Annotated in this window: 23 protein-coding genes; 4 read left to right on the top strand and 19 right to left on the bottom strand. The window is 34.0% G+C overall.

What is annotated here, in order from left to right:
• The first annotated feature begins 139 nt into the window (after nucleotides 1-139).
• Entirely contained in the window at nucleotides 140-304 is a 165-nt protein-coding gene (locus BSO02S_RS26995) for a hypothetical protein (protein ID WP_157081425.1), read from the top strand.
• 519 nt (nucleotides 305-823) lie between these two features.
• Here BSO02S_RS26995 and BSO02S_RS09860 read toward each other — a convergent pair.
• From BSO02S_RS09860 to BSO02S_RS09810, 12 genes are all read right to left on the bottom strand, one after another.
• Nucleotides 824-1060 carry a hypothetical protein gene (locus BSO02S_RS09860; protein ID WP_066066141.1) on the bottom strand — a complete coding sequence of 79 codons (237 nt, stop codon included), beginning with the start codon at nucleotides 1058-1060 and terminating at the stop codon, nucleotides 824-826.
• A gap of 3 nt (nucleotides 1061-1063) precedes the next feature.
• Nucleotides 1064-1351: a hypothetical protein gene (locus tag BSO02S_RS09855; protein WP_066066138.1), complete on the bottom strand. Its 288-nt coding sequence runs from the start codon at nucleotides 1349-1351 to the stop codon at nucleotides 1064-1066.
• 40 nt (nucleotides 1352-1391) lie between these two features.
• Nucleotides 1392-2033 (bottom strand): Sak single strand annealing protein, encoded by a 642-nt coding sequence (locus BSO02S_RS09850; RefSeq protein ID WP_066066135.1) that lies wholly within the window; start codon nucleotides 2031-2033, stop codon nucleotides 1392-1394.
• Between the two features lie 86 nt (nucleotides 2034-2119).
• A complete protein-coding gene (locus BSO02S_RS09845; RefSeq protein WP_066066130.1) occupies nucleotides 2120-3184 on the bottom strand; it encodes a DnaB-like helicase C-terminal domain-containing protein in 1065 nt (354 codons plus the stop codon).
• A 318-nt stretch (nucleotides 3185-3502) separates the two neighbouring features.
• A complete protein-coding gene (locus BSO02S_RS09840) occupies nucleotides 3503-4015 on the bottom strand; it encodes a P-loop NTPase family protein (RefSeq protein WP_066066126.1) in 513 nt (170 codons plus the stop codon).
• Between the two features lie 12 nt (nucleotides 4016-4027).
• Entirely contained in the window at nucleotides 4028-5224 is a 1197-nt protein-coding gene (locus BSO02S_RS09835; protein WP_066066124.1) for a hypothetical protein, read from the bottom strand.
• Nucleotides 5224-5391, bottom strand: coding sequence for a hypothetical protein (locus BSO02S_RS26990; protein WP_157081423.1), 168 nt, complete (start codon nucleotides 5389-5391; stop codon nucleotides 5224-5226). The genes BSO02S_RS09835 and BSO02S_RS26990 overlap by 1 nt, the downstream gene beginning before the upstream one ends.
• A gap of 207 nt (nucleotides 5392-5598) precedes the next feature.
• Nucleotides 5599-5877, bottom strand: coding sequence for a hypothetical protein (locus BSO02S_RS09830; protein WP_066066121.1), 279 nt, complete (start codon nucleotides 5875-5877; stop codon nucleotides 5599-5601).
• Between the two features lie 72 nt (nucleotides 5878-5949).
• The gene (locus BSO02S_RS09825) at nucleotides 5950-6396 is read right to left on the bottom strand and encodes a hypothetical protein (RefSeq protein WP_066066117.1); all 447 of its coding nucleotides are present in this window, start codon (nucleotides 6394-6396) and stop codon (nucleotides 5950-5952) included.
• 155 nt (nucleotides 6397-6551) lie between these two features.
• Nucleotides 6552-6989: a hypothetical protein gene (locus BSO02S_RS09820; RefSeq protein WP_066066115.1), complete on the bottom strand. Its 438-nt coding sequence runs from the start codon at nucleotides 6987-6989 to the stop codon at nucleotides 6552-6554.
• 252 nt (nucleotides 6990-7241) lie between these two features.
• Nucleotides 7242-7562 carry a hypothetical protein gene (locus tag BSO02S_RS09815; RefSeq protein ID WP_066066112.1) on the bottom strand — a complete coding sequence of 107 codons (321 nt, stop codon included), beginning with the start codon at nucleotides 7560-7562 and terminating at the stop codon, nucleotides 7242-7244.
• A 196-nt stretch (nucleotides 7563-7758) separates the two neighbouring features.
• Nucleotides 7759-8049, bottom strand: coding sequence for a hypothetical protein (locus BSO02S_RS09810; protein WP_066066109.1), 291 nt, complete (start codon nucleotides 8047-8049; stop codon nucleotides 7759-7761).
• A 247-nt stretch (nucleotides 8050-8296) separates the two neighbouring features.
• Between BSO02S_RS09810 and BSO02S_RS09805 the strand changes: the two genes are divergently transcribed.
• Nucleotides 8297-8791, top strand: coding sequence for a hypothetical protein (locus BSO02S_RS09805; RefSeq protein WP_157081422.1), 495 nt, complete (start codon nucleotides 8297-8299; stop codon nucleotides 8789-8791).
• A 625-nt stretch (nucleotides 8792-9416) separates the two neighbouring features.
• Nucleotides 9417-9593 carry a hypothetical protein gene (locus BSO02S_RS27530; RefSeq protein ID WP_169802741.1) on the top strand — a complete coding sequence of 59 codons (177 nt, stop codon included), beginning with the start codon at nucleotides 9417-9419 and terminating at the stop codon, nucleotides 9591-9593.
• Nucleotides 9594-10762: 1169 nt separating this feature from the next.
• On the opposite strand, the gene BSO02S_RS09795 is transcribed toward BSO02S_RS27530, so the two are convergent.
• Both BSO02S_RS09795 and BSO02S_RS09790 read right to left on the bottom strand, forming a co-directional pair.
• Nucleotides 10763-11158: a DUF3888 domain-containing protein gene (locus BSO02S_RS09795; protein WP_066066103.1), complete on the bottom strand. Its 396-nt coding sequence runs from the start codon at nucleotides 11156-11158 to the stop codon at nucleotides 10763-10765.
• A 141-nt stretch (nucleotides 11159-11299) separates the two neighbouring features.
• The gene (locus BSO02S_RS09790) at nucleotides 11300-11770 is read right to left on the bottom strand and encodes a DUF3888 domain-containing protein (protein ID WP_084374970.1); all 471 of its coding nucleotides are present in this window, start codon (nucleotides 11768-11770) and stop codon (nucleotides 11300-11302) included.
• A 252-nt stretch (nucleotides 11771-12022) separates the two neighbouring features.
• Between BSO02S_RS09790 and BSO02S_RS09785 the strand changes: the two genes are divergently transcribed.
• The gene (locus tag BSO02S_RS09785; RefSeq protein ID WP_066066099.1) at nucleotides 12023-12322 is read left to right on the top strand and encodes a hypothetical protein; all 300 of its coding nucleotides are present in this window, start codon (nucleotides 12023-12025) and stop codon (nucleotides 12320-12322) included.
• A gap of 670 nt (nucleotides 12323-12992) precedes the next feature.
• Here the strand turns inward: BSO02S_RS09785 and BSO02S_RS09780 are convergent.
• The 5 genes from BSO02S_RS09780 to BSO02S_RS09760 all read right to left on the bottom strand — a co-directional run bounded on the left by BSO02S_RS09780 (nucleotide 12993) and on the right by BSO02S_RS09760 (nucleotide 16563).
• Nucleotides 12993-13445 (bottom strand): hypothetical protein, encoded by a 453-nt coding sequence (locus BSO02S_RS09780; RefSeq protein WP_066066095.1) that lies wholly within the window; start codon nucleotides 13443-13445, stop codon nucleotides 12993-12995.
• Nucleotides 13446-13473: 28 nt separating this feature from the next.
• The gene (locus tag BSO02S_RS09775; protein WP_066066094.1) at nucleotides 13474-13746 is read right to left on the bottom strand and encodes a hypothetical protein; all 273 of its coding nucleotides are present in this window, start codon (nucleotides 13744-13746) and stop codon (nucleotides 13474-13476) included.
• Nucleotides 13747-13959: 213 nt separating this feature from the next.
• Nucleotides 13960-14244 carry a ferredoxin family protein gene (locus BSO02S_RS09770; RefSeq protein ID WP_007086187.1) on the bottom strand — a complete coding sequence of 95 codons (285 nt, stop codon included), beginning with the start codon at nucleotides 14242-14244 and terminating at the stop codon, nucleotides 13960-13962.
• A complete protein-coding gene (locus BSO02S_RS09765) occupies nucleotides 14244-15539 on the bottom strand; it encodes an FAD-dependent oxidoreductase (RefSeq protein WP_066066091.1) in 1296 nt (431 codons plus the stop codon). Before BSO02S_RS09765 ends, BSO02S_RS09770 begins: the two co-directional genes overlap by 1 nt.
• On the bottom strand, nucleotides 15532-16563 hold the full coding sequence (locus tag BSO02S_RS09760; RefSeq protein ID WP_066066087.1) for an electron transfer flavoprotein subunit alpha/FixB family protein: 1032 nt from the start codon (nucleotides 16561-16563) through the stop codon (nucleotides 15532-15534). Before BSO02S_RS09760 ends, BSO02S_RS09765 begins: the two co-directional genes overlap by 8 nt.
• Nucleotides 16564-16579: the final 16 nt, after the last annotated feature.

Raw genomic sequence — 16579 nt, 5'->3', positions numbered from 1 at the left:
ATAGTTTGTAAATTATTAATTAATAAAGACTCTGCTAATAATATCATTCCAAATTGCCCTCTTACATTCTAATTCATTCAAACTTTTTGTAATAAACTGCCTTCCTTGATCATAAAGTAGTATTTAGGAGGATGGAAAGATGTCAAAAAATAGTTTGGTAATTAATTTATTAGAAGATTATATTTCAAACCGAATTCATCACTACGAGAATGGTACAGAAAACGGTTTTCGAAAGGGCTGCATTTTCGCCTACCAAGATATTTTAAGCATTATAAAGTCATGCACCCGAGAAAAAGCCGGTTGAAAGAGCGCCGTTTTGGCGCTTGAACATAATCAATTATGTTGATTGTAAAACTCATTAAATCTCTTTTGTAGCGTATCGGGTGCGATTGCTGAAATTACAACAAAACCGTCTCTTGTAACTATTACCGCCTTGCTCATATCCGTATTACTTGGGATGAGAGGTGAGAATCGTTGGCGCAATACTATTTAAATGACGAAACAAGAAAAGAATTGCAATCAATCGGCGAAAGTGTTTGAAGTTTTTAGTTACAACTTATCAATAACTCAGAATTAAAAAATGCAATTTTACGGCAGCAAGAAATTAGTCAATCCATCGGGGCTATGATGAGCAGCGTTTCTCTTCAGATGATCAGTCCACTAAGTCAAATTTCCGACGCAATTACTGTTTACCGGGAACAAATCAGCAACATTAATCAAATTGCTGCAAGCTTCTGGAATCACCGAAATACTTCAACGTGTTTCTGGACAAATGAGAATGCTTGATTTCACAAGAATCAATCTTGACCCTCCAGTGGTTGTATTATGCATACATTTCACGTTTGGAAAAGCTTTTGTTATCGGTTGTTGCGAAATAATTAGATTTATAATTTTCTTCTGCTTCATACCATCTATCTTTATAAAATATGTAATATTTTCCGTTATCAACTAATACATCATTATCCTTAGCAAAGAATATGTTTAAATCCCTTTTCCCTTCAATAAAATCATTTTCACCAAATGCAATATCAATTAAATTTGAATATAGGTTCTTTTTCATTCTTTAACCCTCCATGATAAAATTTAATCTGATTCTATTATGTTCAGATAGTGCTTTTATATCATCCGGATGAACGCTTCTATCTACTCTTGTCTCAAAAACATTATCGTTATTAACGATAAATTCTGTTATACCAATTTCTCTATTGTCAGTAAAGATTCCCACTGCAACCGAGTATTCCCCATTGTTTGCAATAACCAAGATCAATTCCCCATCTTCTGAATTCCCTTTACTTACTTCCAAAATTTCGTATGTATTGAGAATGTGCCAAGCAAACTGTAATACTTCCATTTTTTAAACCTCCATAGATTTTTATTGAAACAAGCAGGAATTACCCTGCTTGTTTTGTAAAATAATCAATAAGCGATGATACTTTTGATTGTTCTAATTCTTCAAAGCTGTTTACATTGCACTGTTTTTTAAGACCAGCTTCCACCACTTTTGGATCCTGACCCTTTTTTTTAGCAAACTCCTTAATTACGACATATAGTTTTCCAACTTGGTTTTTATTTGCTTTTTGTGTACTAGTTGCAGCCGGTGCGCTTTTTTGTTGTAGTAGTTGTAGTGAAGTTGATGATTCATCACTATTTGGTAAATCCTCTCCTGCAAATATGTAAAGACCAAGACCATGAAGTGCAATTGCTTTTACTAAACAGCGCTGGATACTTGTGTTAATATCAAATGATGTTGGATTATCAATTGGCTTGTTGAAATTGTTTAATACCGGGTGAATTTGTGAGTGTGTAATCCCACTTACGGTTACAGCAACTTCAACAAAATATCCAACTTCTGTCTTAATGTAAGGCATTCCATTATGCCGAATGACTTCCCATGTTGCGTCTGGATGATTTTTTTTCAATGTATCTACTGCCCATGCCCAAGATAAATAGCTGAATTTCCCTTTTTTCTCAATATGGTCGTTTACGTTAATGTCCGCTAATTTTTCATAATAATTTTTTTGTTCGTTACTCATTTTAAATTCCCCCTTATTTTTTTAGAAAAATTTTATTTCTGTTCCATTCGTTGTATCTGGAGAGTTAAATTTGTCCAGCAATTTTTTTACATTTGAAAACCGCTAAATAATTCATCAAGTGTCGTTTCTCCGCTCTCTACCACTGGCTTGTCCATTACTGCACCAAATTTTCTCCTTTCTTGTTCTTCAAGAGATGGAAGGGCAAAAGAGCCAATTCTTTCTTTTTCCTTATCGTATCGGAATGCCCCATTTTCAAAAGTAAAACCTTTTGTACCTTTTCTATTTTTTGAAACATCAATATACGTTTTGTCGATGTCTTCCGGCTCGTGTTTTTTCTCATTTTTTCCTTTACCTTCTGCTCCGCCTTCATGTTTTGTATGTAGAGTGATGAAGGTAGAACAATCATCGTTGATGTCCGTACACCATTTTGGCTTTGCGTTTTTTGGATTTTTATAACCGGAATCATTGGAGAGCTGCGATAACCAAATGAGTGCTGTTGTCCGGTATTTTGCTAAAATATCCTTTGTAAGATTGGTAAGGCGCATGAGCTGCTCTGATTTGGTTTCTTTTGCTTTTGGATTTGACCGAACATTCTGTATATTATCTATATAGATGATGTCATAAATCTGTTCCTTAACGACTTCTTCAAGAAATGTCAGAATTTGATTCACATGATAAATGCCTGATTTCACATCAACTCGTCCACCAAAATACGCTTTTAATAAACGCTGTGCTTCTGCTTTTTGTTTTTCGAAATCATCCGGATTTTGATATTTGATGTTTTCAAATTCCGAATAGGATTTACCACCGAGTGTCCCAAGCATTTTTTCAATGATTTCAAACTCTGATTGTTCGAGTGTTAAATAAAGTACCCGATAATGATTAAATCCTTGAAGTGCACTCTGTTGTGTACAAAAGGTTGTTTTACCACTGCCCGGGAATGCACTAACAACGTGTGAAACTGAACGAAAGTACCCGCCATTTAAAATATCAGTATCAAAGTCTAGTATTTTACCATTTAACATCATTCCATTCATAAACGATGGAATTCTTCCTGATGTTTCGATACTTTCTTGTTTTAGCTCTCCCCATATTTCTTCAGCAGATTTTAAACCATGTTTTTCTTTAATTTTTTTTATTTCATCGCTCATTATTATCGCCCCTTATTGAAACCGGTTTTTAAGCCGATTTACGATTTCTGATTCTTTATTTTCACGAAAACCATCTCTTTTTTTAAATCCATACGTTAAAATATTTTTGCCTTCTCCGCTGTTTCCGAAAAGTCTTGAATGAAGGCGTGGGTCCAATTCTTTATATACATTTTCGATTGGATTGTTTTTACCAAGGTTTGTTGTAATAATGAGAAGCCCATTGAATTCATCCAGCAGTGTTCGTAGGAAATTTCTAATTTCTGATTTACGCTTGTCCTCTTCACCGGTTCTGCTATTATTCGGAATATCAAGTTCCTCTCACATATCATCAATGAGAAGAACTTTTGAAAGTGCCACTTTTTCTGATATTTCTTCCATATAGGACTGGTTGTATAAATTTTTCTTCTGGTTGTAAACCAAATCCTTTATAGAAATGAAAAGGAATCTATCATACTTCATTTCAACTGGTGTCAGATCCATCGTGCCAAGAATCTCCCAAGCAACAGTTGTAGCCCATTGTGTTTTACCGGATTCAGGAATGCCTTTTAAAATAATCCTGACACCATCATTTATAAATTTTTCTTTATTTTCGATGATGAATTCCATCTCTTTTAAATAATTGACCGTTTCTTTCTCATATTTTAATGAATTAGTATAAAAATCAATGTTGTATGTTTCTAATTGATTTTTGAGCCGTTTATGTTCGTTTTTTGCACCACTCCACTCATAGAAGAACTCCATGAACTCCTGGTGCTTACATTCACAGCGACCCATAAAAATACCGTTTATTTCAATTGCCCCACCTGAGCAATGTTCATTATATTTGCACACGTTTTATCCCCCTTAAAAGTCGTCAAATCCGCCGACATTTGATTTTGGAATTTGTTTTGGCTTGTCCACATAATAGGTTTTTGTTCCTGTCGGTCTTTTTGATTCAGCCTGCTGTTTAATTTCACTAATGTGCTCTATTAGTAATTTTCTCCAATCTAATAAGCTTTGAAACATATTTAACTTATTGATTCCTTTTGCAACATACACTGGCATATATTCCCCAACTAAATTATCGATAAGACATAATTCTTCTTTCGTCGGAATGCGATTTGTTTTATTGAGATAAATAAGCAATGGTTTTGCAAAATTATGTCCTGAACCAGCTTTACCGTTCCACTCGTTTAATACCGAAATCTTATATAAGAATTCTGTTAAACTATTATTACTTTGAAGAAGCTGCATTGTTTTTGGAGTTAATGAATAAGTGATACCTTTTGCTGTTGCTCCAAAATTATTTGCTTTAATAATAATTTCGTTAATCATAGCCTGGTGATCAGTTATATTGTTTTTCTCTTTTAAAGATGGAGAATGCTTCGCATTCTCAGCGTTTTTTGTTGAAGTTCGAGAATCATTTGCTATAATAGAATTATGATAATTTAGTAACGGGTTTGAATTTGATGAAGTTGCCGCTTCATCATTTTTTTTGTTTTCAGGAATTTCATTTAAATCAATGTCGATACTTATATCTTTTATATTAGTTAAATCATTTATTTGTAATAAATCATTATTAGTAGTCATTGATATTCCACTTTGTGACTTTTCCACATCTGGAAATTCCACATCTGGATTTTCCACTTCTGGTTTCATTTTTTTCTGAGTGTTTCTTCTCTTTTTAGCTTTCTTATTTTCAATCTTTTTTAATTGCTCTTCATAAAATTCAATAGAATAATATGGATTTTCATTTGGCGATTCATAAACAAGTGTTTCCCAGTGTTCAATTTTACCTTCCTCATTTTTTACCGGTTGAATTTGAATATAACCGTATAGTTTTAATTCATCCATTCCCGATGTAATCGCACTTTCTCCATCTGTCTTTCTTTTTACCAAATCACTTTGATACACTTTCCAATCATCGGGTTTGGATAATATATAGACAAGAATCGCAGTTGCCTTCCAAGATAATCTTTCATCATTTATAAAGCCTTTATTTAACATAACGTAAGGATTTTCTTTATTTTTTACTTTTCGAATAATCTTTTTATCCGTCATCAATTACCTCTCCCATTGTTTTCAGTGATTAATTTTGTAATGTATTCTTCTATTATGGATTGGACAGTTTTTTCATTTTCGGCAGCATATATCTTTAATTGCTTGAGTAATTCATTTGAAATATGCGCTCTAATCTGCGGCAATTCATTTTTATATTTTTTCTTCATGTTTGCCCCCCCTTTACTATTTGCTATTTTGTTAAATGGCTGAAATTTAATACAAAGTTATTTAACATAACTTCGATTTGCAAATCATTTTTATTTGATTTGTATATATTGATTTGTATTTATAGTATAATAAATTGTCTTACCCCTTCGCAAGACATTATGAAAGATTTTTTTAATAATTTTTTAACCTCATATAACTCTGCTTCGTTAGAATAGTAAATCAACCCTTTTACGCCTTACAATTTCCTGGATTTCCTTTAATAATGGAATATCTGCATTTAGTTTTAAGAATTCTTCTACAGCATCTCGGAATTCTTTTCTATTTGCAGTTACTCGATCATCCCCGATGAAATACATAGTTTCTTCGTCAACAACAATGCAGTACGGTGCTTCATCAATTGATACATTGATATGGTAATATGTCAAAAAGCCATCTATATCATCAAAATTATAGTGTTTGGAAAATCCTATAATATCATAATTCATTTTTACCATCCCTTACTTTTTTATGTAGCTCCGGATCTATAAGGTACCTCGAAGTCCGGGGCAACTGATTTCCTATTTATCAAACAAAAAATTCATTCTTATTCGTCCTATTTCAGCTTGAATTTCTTTTGCAATAGGATTGTCAAACTTCATTTTCTTGAATTCATCCAACATATTTTGGACTAATTTTTTATTGTTGCCAATATCCAGTGGCTTTTTATTTAAATCGTAAAGATACAAAGCACCATTTTTTGGTACTAAACAAACTTCATAAATATTTAATATATCCAACATTTGAAAAGTATAAAATTCTTCAAATCCACCATTAACATCACATGAATACTGCTTTGAAAACCCCCATATTTTTGTCTCGGTGATAAACTTAATAAGTGTATCCTCGTTGTTTTCAATATCCTCGTGAAGCTCTCCTTCACAATAGACATCTTCAAGATACATCTCATAGTCGTACGTTGCTGTATACATTTTACCTTTGTATGGAAATTTAACTTCGTTACTCATATTTTATCCTCCTCTTTTTTCCTTTATAAGGTATGGAGGGTTAAACTGTCAAGGGTGTGGAGGGTTAAAAAGGTCAGTAGAAATGTTTTGGTGAGGCTAAAATGAACTCTTTTTTTGGTAACAAAAAAAATGGGAAGATTTTTTACTTCCCACTTTTACAAATAGGCGATACCCACAATTGTTCCCCAATTTTTTAGAATTAATTGTTTTTCTTCTTTTGCGATATTTGCTGCTTCTTCAGCATATTTATCCTTAAATTCCTTAAGACGGTCTTTTTGTTCTTCTTTTGGTAAGCTTAAATATTCCTTATCGTTTTTAATTAAATGATATAACAGAACTTTCTTTTTTATAATGGATTCAATTAATTTATCCTTTGGATTTCCATCATCATCCATAAGTTTGTCCAGTCTTTTGATAAAAATAGCTCTTCTTTTACCGTAAATGTCCTGTTTCTTTTTTCCGGTCATTTTATGCACTTTTTCTCTTCTTATTGCTGATGCTTCAATCGCATAACGAACAATATATAAATGTTTGGGTATTGCTTTTCCTTCTTTATCTAAATATGCACCACATCTTTTTAAACTATATGGCATTTTATATTCCCCCTTTATTAATGAAAATGGATATTCCAACTTAATACAAATTTAACGTTTTTTACTACGTTGATATATTTATTATATCACACAAATCACTATATAATAATCATAAAGTTAATATATTCTAAAATTAACTTTCTCTTTTATTTTTCTTTCCTTTTATTCCTCAAACTCCTATAACTAATATTTTATTAAAATATTTTTAATTAAAATAGGTCGAGAAATAATCCTCGACCCTTTTGCAATTCCTTATTTATTTCCCAATTCAATATTTCGTTCTACTACATCAATTTCCAACTGGAATTTACCTATTCTGTCCAAATGGTATTGCTCTATCTGAAATCGAATATTATTATTATCTTCGAATATTTTTTCTAAGTAGTGCTCTTCAGTCCACTGTTTAAAATTCTCTTGAAAATATGCTAATTTTCCATTATTCTTTGGACGACAATCATTATGCGCCATTTGGACCATTTTTTCTCGTTTTCTTATTTCTTCCACCTTTTTAAATGCTGATTGGTTTATAATAAGATGCTTTTCTGTTTCTTTACCTAAATTAGTTAGCTTCAATTCAAAAATCCCCTTTATTATTACTGATTTTTGTTAAGCTCTTATACATTATAGTGGGGATTTGGAATGTTGGGTAAAATTGGGAATTAATATCCCCTTTTGTTTGCTTTAATTTTTTGTAAATAACCGGATTTCATCTTTCGGTAGAGATCATCTGGTGCTTTTCCTTTAATAACGCTTCGCAGTTAGAACGTCCCTAATTTTGTTTACTTCTGCTATACCTGGTTTTCCTCATGTAACCTGATTTAAGTATCTTATGTAATTCATCTTCCTTTGGATTTCCTTTAATTACCATCGCTATATATTCTTTCGTTGCCCCAAGAAATTTAAAATTTTCGGCAGTTTTTTTCATACTGTTTGTAAGTGCATAATCTTTGATAATCATTCGATCTAAGGTGTCCGTTTGATACGATTCGACTAGAGATACATAGTGTTGAAGTCTTTTTGCCTCTTCTTTTGCCTTTTTATAGGTAATTAATTGGGTCATTATATAACCTCCTCCTTAATTCGAACAAATTCGACAGGTAGTGCAAATTACCTGTTGACAATTTAGTGAACAATTAGGATTCAGTCACTGATTTTATAAGAGTATAAACAATACATTTACTTCAAAATAAAAACAATCGGTGGCAAATTCTGTGAATCTAATAATAAAAAATTTATTGTACTACATTAGTACGTGCTAAAAAAACTATTGAAAGAGGGAGAATAATTTGTTTCAAAGGATGAAATTTGTGAAAGAATTAAAGAGACGTAAAAAAATTGCAGGGAGCAGGGATAAAATGAAATTTACACAAACATGGCAAGAAATTGAGGCGGATTGGAAAGAAGAAGCACCTAGAACATACGAGGAATTCCAGGAAATGAAAAAGATATTAATCGTTGATAAAGTAAGAATTAGAGAAATCGGAACAGAAACTATTCTAGACTATTATAGCGAGTTTGCTACTTTTGTAGAAAGAAAAAGAATAAATGTCATATTCACTCTTAAAAATAGACCAGAAAAATATCGATTTACTGCTCATTACGAGCCTATTGTAGGAAAATGGGTCACGATAGATACTGAACCGATTCATCTAAGTAAAGAATGCTGCCTTTGCGAAAAACATGAATATACCAAAGCCGGAAAAAATAAGGTTTGTCGATCTATTCATATAGAGGGGCTTCGTTACGTACTAGATCAAGTAATAAAACATCCATCAGCACGATTGGAATTGTTGTTTGGCTAAATAGAATAAAAGTGTACCGTACACTTTTTAAATGGGTGGGAAATTGCAAAGTAAGTAAAAAAGTAAATACATCATTAAAAAATGGAACTCTGGTAAAAAACATACCGGAACTATTTAGCATTAAAATTGACCAAGCCAAACGATTGTCGCGTTTAAATAACATGATTGAAGAATCGCTTTCAATAGGCTAATAAATTTAGGATTTAAAATTTTTGTATTAAACGATTTAATTAAAAATAAGGATTAGGAAGGCTTTGAAGAGATTTTAAGCAGCATGACGGGGGATATTTCACATGGAGATCTAAAACTCATGCCCTACATTGGAAGAAAAACGGGACTGTTTAAAAGAATTTCAAGGCTCTATTGCCGTGAGAAAAAGCATTCTGGAAAGACAGGAAAAAGAAGCGGAATTAAAAGTATAAGAGCTTCGGAATAAGATTGAAGAACAAATTAATTTCTTATCAAAATACAAAGTAAATACACGTGATTAAGAGTTAAACACCCTAAATTCTAATACCCTAAATTCTAATACCTTAAAATAATCGAAGAATATTAAAATACTAATGTATAAATTTATAAGTATTTGCCCATGATAAGAATATCAACCGTTAAGGAGGCAAAGATAATGACATATGAAGAGGGTAAATTACTAAGAGAAGCTTGGAAAGAAAATGGCAATCAACCTTGTAATCATGATTTTATTGACCGGGAGTACATGTACGGTGGTGCTCATAGTGATTATATTTGTACAACTTGTGGCGAATGTCATTTCAATAAAGAAGAATTTCATAAAGATAAGTAAGTCATCGGGATAGTATTTTCCCCATATAAATTATTGCGATTTTAAATTTAATTTAATTTTATCAGGCGATTTTTTTGTTTGGATATTTATTGAGGAATAAATTGCACACTAAACTAAATGACCCTATGAAGCATATTTTAGCACACCTTTTGGACCTTATCTGCTACCCAACAGACAAATGCTAATTGGTGTGCTAATGAATAAGTTAATTTGTTTACAAAAATCGTGGATAGATCGTTATATATCAATAAAAAAGGTAGCACGAATTGTACTCATGATTGTGCTGTTTTTTCAAACTTTGTACATCAAAACCGAACCGGTTGCAAAAAAGCAGCATGTTCATACTCTTAAATTAAAATAAATACAACATCATTTCTGGTTAGTTTATTTAAAGGGATATTGCCAATTTTCTTATTTTTGCATATTTCATCGTAACGATGTTCTAGTTTTTCCATAAATGCTCCAAACTCATTTAATGTGTTTCCGGTATATAAATGAAGTATGTTTTGGCAGTATGTTTATTAATATTTATGAAACATTACTCATTCCAGAATTGTATAAATACTTATATTTATACATAAATAACGAGCAGTGCTTATTCTATTAACGGGGCAGTTTAGCTCAACAAGGAAATGCATCGCCTCCGTTGGGTCATCTGAGAGCTCCTAATAACTTCATTAAACTTTTTGAAGTCCCTTCAATTTCCAGTATTGCTTGTTTATTAAAAGCGATTACAATGGAAGATGAAGTAACAGGAAATGGCGTTTGGAATTTTTATATATTTAAGCCTCGCAGCAAGACTTCACTGGTCAGCGGATTATAACGGAGGCATTAGATTAATTTAGGAGAGAAATTAAAGTGAATGACAAGATTATGGAAACACCCCTTCCAGAACTATACTCAAAACTTGCGGTATCCCCCTTGTATATTATTCAACTGATATTTTGTATTGGCTACTTAATTTTCACACGAAAAGACAAAGGCATCTTTACATTTATATTTAAAATTTATTGTATTTTTATTATTGTTAATTATCTCGTCGCACTTTATTTTCGGTTTTTTCACTAACGGGTGCAAGAGTTAAACAAATGGGCAGCTTTGGCAGCTTTTTCTTGTTGTGCTAACGATGCAGTTTAGTGAAAGAATATCCGAAGAAAAAAGCACCCTTTTTACAAAGGATGCGTGCATTTTGTTATTTCGTTTGGTTTTAACCTTCTTTTTTTAAAATCAATAGCCTCCCACTCTACGGTTTTCTCATTACTAAACGTGATTGTCACTAAATCGTGTGGGGGGCTGTGAGCATCTTCAAATGTTGTTACCTGTACGGTGACATTAAATAAGTAAGTGCCTATTGGCAACTTTTTAATTTGGACTATTTTACCACAGTAATTTTGTTTGATTTCGCCATATTGCTTCTTCAATTCCTGTTGAATTGAGGGATAAAGTAAAATGAAAATCAAGTCATCACGCAACTGTACATCATTTTTAGTTACGGTTTCAGCTTTTACAGGTGAATAAGAGAAAAGGGTTAAGCAGGCAATTAATATGTAAAGGCTTTTTCTCAAAAAAATCCTCCATTCCAAGTTTCTCTTATAATTAACAATTAAGGAAATTCTTATTAAGCTAACGGGTGCGATGCTTCAATAACGAAGGATCGCTTTTTTCTTCTTCAAGTAACTGGGCAGGTTTGTTGAAGAAGGAAAACATTAAAATGGTTTTGAAAGAACATACTTAAACAAACGTGGCAGCTTATTTAAATCAAACGATGACGTTTCTTGCAATTCATAAGGTAAATCATATGTCTCTATGTGAGTGTGTTCAATCAACTCAACTTTAGGACCAAAAGAGATTCGATAAGTAATGCGGTCCTTTCCAATTGAAACGTTGTGTCCCGTAGTAGGCTCTATTTCAAATGTAATAACTAATATAAAGCCACGAAAGTGTTGGACTCTCTTGGTTTGGATAATTTTGATTTTCCAGGGAGTAATCCCTGGAGTATTTGGACCGTAATAGTTTTCCAGCACTTCTCTAATATTCGGAGTTAACATAATCATAAGCATATCCTGTAACCGAAGTTCTTCGGAATCTTGAGTTGGTTCACTTGCTGAAGCCAATTTTATTTGGAAGAGTGTAACAAGAACAACAGATAGTATAAAAGCAATTAGCATCTTTTTCATTCTTTTCATACACCTCTTTACGACTTTATCTATTCAATTGTAGTGTTACCGTTTCTAAATAAGGTATGTGCTTCTTGAACTAACGAGGTGCGTTTCTACAATAAGTGGAGACGCATTTTTCTTATTGAAGTAACGGGCAGTTTAGTTGAACAGCGATATGGGGTTTTGTGGTAAAATAGTAGACGGTAGGTGCCATCTTCATCTTTCTAGGAAAGTGGGATGGGCTATCGTTTAGATTAGGAGGTAGAGGTTTTGGAGAGTTTGATATTCATCGGACTTCCGATAGTTATTATTGCTTTTGCAATAGCTTTATTTTGGGCGGCTGGATTACCGAAGATTAAAAGCAAAAAGTTATCATTTGTTATGATTGGGTTAGGATTAAATGTAATAACCACTCCATTGGCTTTATTTATTGGTGTAATGGCAACAGACTCCCCGACCAGCACTACAAATAATTTTTGGGCAGGATTTCTCTTCATTCAGGGAATACCACTCCTTATACTAATAATTGGAATCTTAAAATGGTTTATTGACAGAGGAAAAAATATATGAGAATAAATGAAGTTTAAAAAAGACAAGTTTGTGAAGAAATGTACTTAAACTATAGGGTAGCTTTAGTTCAAGAACCGTATCAAATAATTAATCGAAAATATGCAAGTTTTTATTCATTTTTTGCATATTTTCGGTTTTTCTCATTACTGCCAGTAACAGCATTTTTTAATTGCCAATTACATTAATGTAATGCTTTTATCTATCCTAAGTTTTCTAACTCCATTATAAATATCACGAAATCCCTCTTTTCCGATTATTTGGATATTTTTCCTTCTTCAAATAAATTATTTAATCGTTCTGATTTGAATTGATTTATAACTTCTTTCCTTAGCATTTCATACGATTCATCTAATATTGAAATTTAATACTGATTCACATTCTCGATAAGCAGCTCCAGTGACACAAGCGCCTATTGGAGGATTACCCGGTACATCATAATAATGTCGTAAAACATCTGTTAAAACCAATTCTTGATGTTTATCTGTATATATCCATTCAAGTGTATAGTATTATTCTTCATTGTATTGATTTGTTTAATAAGAACCTATCGCACCAAGACCTGTATACCTTGAATGACAATAAAAAGCCTCCAGCTCCCACGTATAATCATCAAATTTCATTTCATTACCCCATGAAGACTACTTTATGAGGCAATGGACCAAAAATTGAATTAAATTAACGTTAATAACCTTATATTCGGATGGTTCATAAGCTTTTCAATAAAATCCGGTTCAAATTTTGAAAGCCAGCCAATATCATTTAATTTTGCTCTATATTCAAAAATGTGCCAACTTTGCTGATACTTTTTTAAAAACAACATGAATTTAGCGTCCTTGTATATAAAAGATGCCATAATTACCCCATCCGTTTCATCTGCTTTTACAGAATGAATATCATCAAAATAGACATTGATTTTGTTTTCATGCGGATCTTTAATATTCGGGTGATTTACGATTTCGTTTACACTTTCTCTTTCTAACTCTTCATTTGTATGAATATCAACTATCTTCCATATTGAGTTTTCTTTTTTTAAATATCCGTTAAGTGTTTTCCCCCATCGCCTAAAAACTAAAAAGATACCTTTATAACTCTCGCTAATAATTTCTAAATGTTCAAATTCCAATAAATTCCCTCCTACATAAAAAACACGACTATGCCTCGAGCCGTGTTTCGATGAAATCTGTTAAAAAATAAACATAAGCAAACAAATCTATAAAACTATAAATATGACTTTTGGGAATAGTGATTTTGTACAACAAGCGAATTTTCATCCGGATGATTTGATTAAATTGTTTTTCTTGCTCTTTAGATAAAATCTCTTTCGGTTTTAAATTGAGTGTTTTTTCATCGATAGAAATTTTCGAATTCACTTCTCTTAGTGTATCAAAAACCAAATCCCAGACGTCTTCATAATCAAATGCCATTTCTATTACCTCCATAACTACTATTATAGTAAGTTATTGGATAAATTATTCCATATCTTACAAACAAGTAAAAACCGTCCATCATTAGATGAACGGTCAATTCCATAGGAATCCTTTTGCAGTAATATTTTGTTGGTCACAGATTGGTCACAAGCCAAGCCGAAAATGTCTAAAAATCAAGCACTTGAACGGTCACGGACTGGTCACAAAAAACTAAGCTAAGCGGAACACAATTCCATGACCGCCCTTTGGGTATTCCCATTTAATATTTTGATAGGGGCATCCAATTCGGCAGCTGCCACATTCATGACAGCCCTCATAGCCAACTTGCATTCTTGTACCTTCCCATTTATATACCTCTGCCGGGCAGAATACTGTACATATTTTATCGGGACATTGGGTCATACATACATCATGATCGAGGATCGTCAAATGGGACTTCGTATCACACTTAAACCTGAGGAGGTACTGTTTTTCCTCGATATTTTTCGTTGACATTATTTCACCGCCTTCCACGCACGATAAATATCTTGCAATACTCGAATCGTTCCTCTTTCCGAAGTCACACTTTTCATAATCTGTTTCTGCTTTTCTCGTTTTGGTGTACCATCTACGGTGAAGAATTTACTCATTGCTTTATTCATCATTGGAACATACTCATTAAAGTATTGCGGATATTTTTCAAACGTATGTGCCGCATCTTTGTATTTCTCTAAATCTTTCATAATAAAACTGCTATTAAGTGCTTCGCGGTAACTATTTAAACTTGATTCACTGAAATCTCCGCGACTATGGGCCTGCACAACAGCTTCAGCAGCCATTTTTCCTGATGACATTGCCATATTCGAACCTTCACGATGAATGGCATTGACAAGCTGGGCAGCATCTCCAACGACAATTACACCATTCCCAGCTACCTTCGGGACGGAACGGTAGCCACCTTCAGGAATAAGATGAGCCAGATACTCCGCCGATTCCCCACCCGCAATCATTGGCTTGACCATCGGGTGAGTCTTGAGATAATCTAGGAGTTCGTACGGTTTTATTTTAGCTTTAATCATACTCGACAGCGTTGTACCAACCCCAATGTTTAAGCTTTCTTTATTCGTGTATACAAATGCTGTTCCAAGGTTCCCCTTTGTTGAATCTCCAAAAATCTCAATCGTACACCCCTGGTTATCTTCAAGGTTAAAGCGGTCATTAATTTTTTCTTTTGGCAGGTTAATAACTTCCATGACCGTCAAGGCCACTTCATCAGGACGAAATTCCTTATGGAAGCCTAACTGCTTCGAAAGGAGTGAGTTTACCCCATCTGCAAGGACAACGACATCTGCATAAACCTCGCCATCTGGACGATCAGTACGAACACCGACCACCTTGCCATTTTCAACAATACATTCCGTTACTACCGTTTCATTAATGAGAAGTGCACCGGCTTCGACTGCCTTTTTGGCAAACCACTGGTCAAACTGCGCCCTTAGCACTGTAAAGTTATTATATGGTTCAACCGCCCATTCAAGACCTTTGTACCCAAATTGAACGACAGATTCCTTATCCATCATCCAGAAGCGCTGCTCAATGACCGGTCTCTCGAGCGGTGCTTCCTTCCAAAATTCAGGAACTAATTCTTCCATTTGTTTGCGGTACAAAACCCCGCCCATTACGTTTTTGGCGCCTGGATATTCGCCTCTTTCAATAAGCAACACGTTAAGTCCATTTTTCGCACAGGTGAGGGCACATGAGGTGCCTGCTGGACCTGCCCCGACGACGATTACATCAAATTTTTCAGACATAGCTTATTTCACCGCCCTTTTCAATCCTAAGCTGCTTAAATTGCTCGATTAGTTTTGGGATGATTTCCATAGCGTCTCCTACAATTCCGTATGTTGCAACATCAAATATTGGTGCATCCGGGTCCTTATTAATGGCGATAATTAAATCCGAATTCTTCATGCCAACGACATGCTGAATGGCTCCTGATAACGCGACAGCAAAGTAAATTTTTGGTGTCACTGTTTCACCAGTTTGGCCAATTTGAAGATGGTGCGGGAGCCATCCTGCTTCGACCACATCACGTGTACCTCCAACGGATGCTCCGATAGTTTCAGCCAGATCATAAAGGATTTGGAAGTTTTGCACATCCCCCATTCCTTTTCCCCCGCAGATAATTACATGGGCCTCGGCCAAATTGGCTTTTTTTGTTACGTCATTCACAATTTGGAGCACTTTTGTGCGCATATCCTCTTCTTGCAATGATATTTTTTCTTCAATCACCTTTCCGGTTCTGCCGTATTCCGGTTCTAATGCTTTCATTACTTTTGGTCGAACGGTCGCCATTTGCGGACGATGCTTTTTACAAAGGATTGTCGCCATAATATTTCCGCCAAATGCTGGCCGGCTCGCTTCTAGCAATCTATTATCAACATCCACATCCAGCATTGTAGTATCCGCTGTTAAACCCGTATTCAAATCGGTTGCAACGGCACTTGCCAAGTCTTTTCCATTCGGGGTTGCACCATACAGGATGATTTCCGGTTTATATTTTTGTGCAAGCAGCATGACACCCTGCATATACGATTCCGTTCGATAATTTTTTAACACGGGATGATCAATCAAAAATACTTCATCTGCACCATAAGAAATGACTTGATTCGCTAATGGCTTTATTTCAGAACCTAATAAAAATCCTGCTAACGGAACTTGTAGTTTATCAGCTAACTTTCTGCCGGCACCGAGCAGCTCTAAAGAAACGCCTTCAATTTTACTACCGTTTTGTTCGATGAATATCCAGACCCCACGATAATCGTCTAGATTCATGTAAATCCCTCCCTAC

Source organism: Neobacillus soli NBRC 102451 (assembly GCF_001591665.1).
Taxonomy (GTDB): Bacteria; Bacillota; Bacilli; order Bacillales; family Cytobacillaceae; genus Neobacillus; species Neobacillus soli.
This window is presented reverse-complemented; position numbering and strand designations above follow the sequence as displayed.

Excerpts from the sequence above, each read along its gene's own strand:
- BSO02S_RS09810 (WP_066066109.1), bottom strand. The coding sequence starts at position 8,049 with ATGACCCAATTAATTACCTATAAAAAGGCAAAAGAAGAGGCAAAAAGA.
- BSO02S_RS09830 (WP_066066121.1), bottom strand. The coding sequence starts at position 5,877 with ATGAATTATGATATTATAGGATTTTCCAAACACTATAATTTTGATGAT.
- BSO02S_RS26995 (WP_157081425.1), top strand. The coding sequence starts at position 140 with ATGTCAAAAAATAGTTTGGTAATTAATTTATTAGAAGATTATATTTCA.
- BSO02S_RS27530 (WP_169802741.1), top strand. The coding sequence starts at position 9,417 with ATGACATATGAAGAGGGTAAATTACTAAGAGAAGCTTGGAAAGAAAAT.
- BSO02S_RS09765 (WP_066066091.1), bottom strand. The coding sequence starts at position 15,539 with ATGTCTGAAAAATTTGATGTAATCGTCGTCGGGGCAGGTCCAGCAGGC.
- BSO02S_RS09775 (WP_066066094.1), bottom strand. The coding sequence starts at position 13,746 with ATGGCATTTGATTATGAAGACGTCTGGGATTTGGTTTTTGATACACTA.
- BSO02S_RS26990 (WP_157081423.1), bottom strand. The coding sequence starts at position 5,391 with ATGAAGAAAAAATATAAAAATGAATTGCCGCAGATTAGAGCGCATATT.
- BSO02S_RS09760 (WP_066066087.1), bottom strand. The coding sequence starts at position 16,563 with ATGAATCTAGACGATTATCGTGGGGTCTGGATATTCATCGAACAAAAC.
- BSO02S_RS09770 (WP_007086187.1), bottom strand. The coding sequence starts at position 14,244 with ATGTCAACGAAAAATATCGAGGAAAAACAGTACCTCCTCAGGTTTAAG.
- BSO02S_RS09850 (WP_066066135.1), bottom strand. The coding sequence starts at position 2,033 with ATGAGTAACGAACAAAAAAATTATTATGAAAAATTAGCGGACATTAAC.
- BSO02S_RS09790 (WP_084374970.1), bottom strand. The coding sequence starts at position 11,770 with ATGAAAAAGATGCTAATTGCTTTTATACTATCTGTTGTTCTTGTTACA.
- BSO02S_RS09825 (WP_066066117.1), bottom strand. The coding sequence starts at position 6,396 with ATGAGTAACGAAGTTAAATTTCCATACAAAGGTAAAATGTATACAGCA.
- BSO02S_RS09845 (WP_066066130.1), bottom strand. The coding sequence starts at position 3,184 with ATGAGCGATGAAATAAAAAAAATTAAAGAAAAACATGGTTTAAAATCT.
- BSO02S_RS09860 (WP_066066141.1), bottom strand. The coding sequence starts at position 1,060 with ATGAAAAAGAACCTATATTCAAATTTAATTGATATTGCATTTGGTGAA.
- BSO02S_RS09855 (WP_066066138.1), bottom strand. The coding sequence starts at position 1,351 with ATGGAAGTATTACAGTTTGCTTGGCACATTCTCAATACATACGAAATT.
- BSO02S_RS09835 (WP_066066124.1), bottom strand. The coding sequence starts at position 5,224 with ATGACGGATAAAAAGATTATTCGAAAAGTAAAAAATAAAGAAAATCCT.
- BSO02S_RS09820 (WP_066066115.1), bottom strand. The coding sequence starts at position 6,989 with ATGCCATATAGTTTAAAAAGATGTGGTGCATATTTAGATAAAGAAGGA.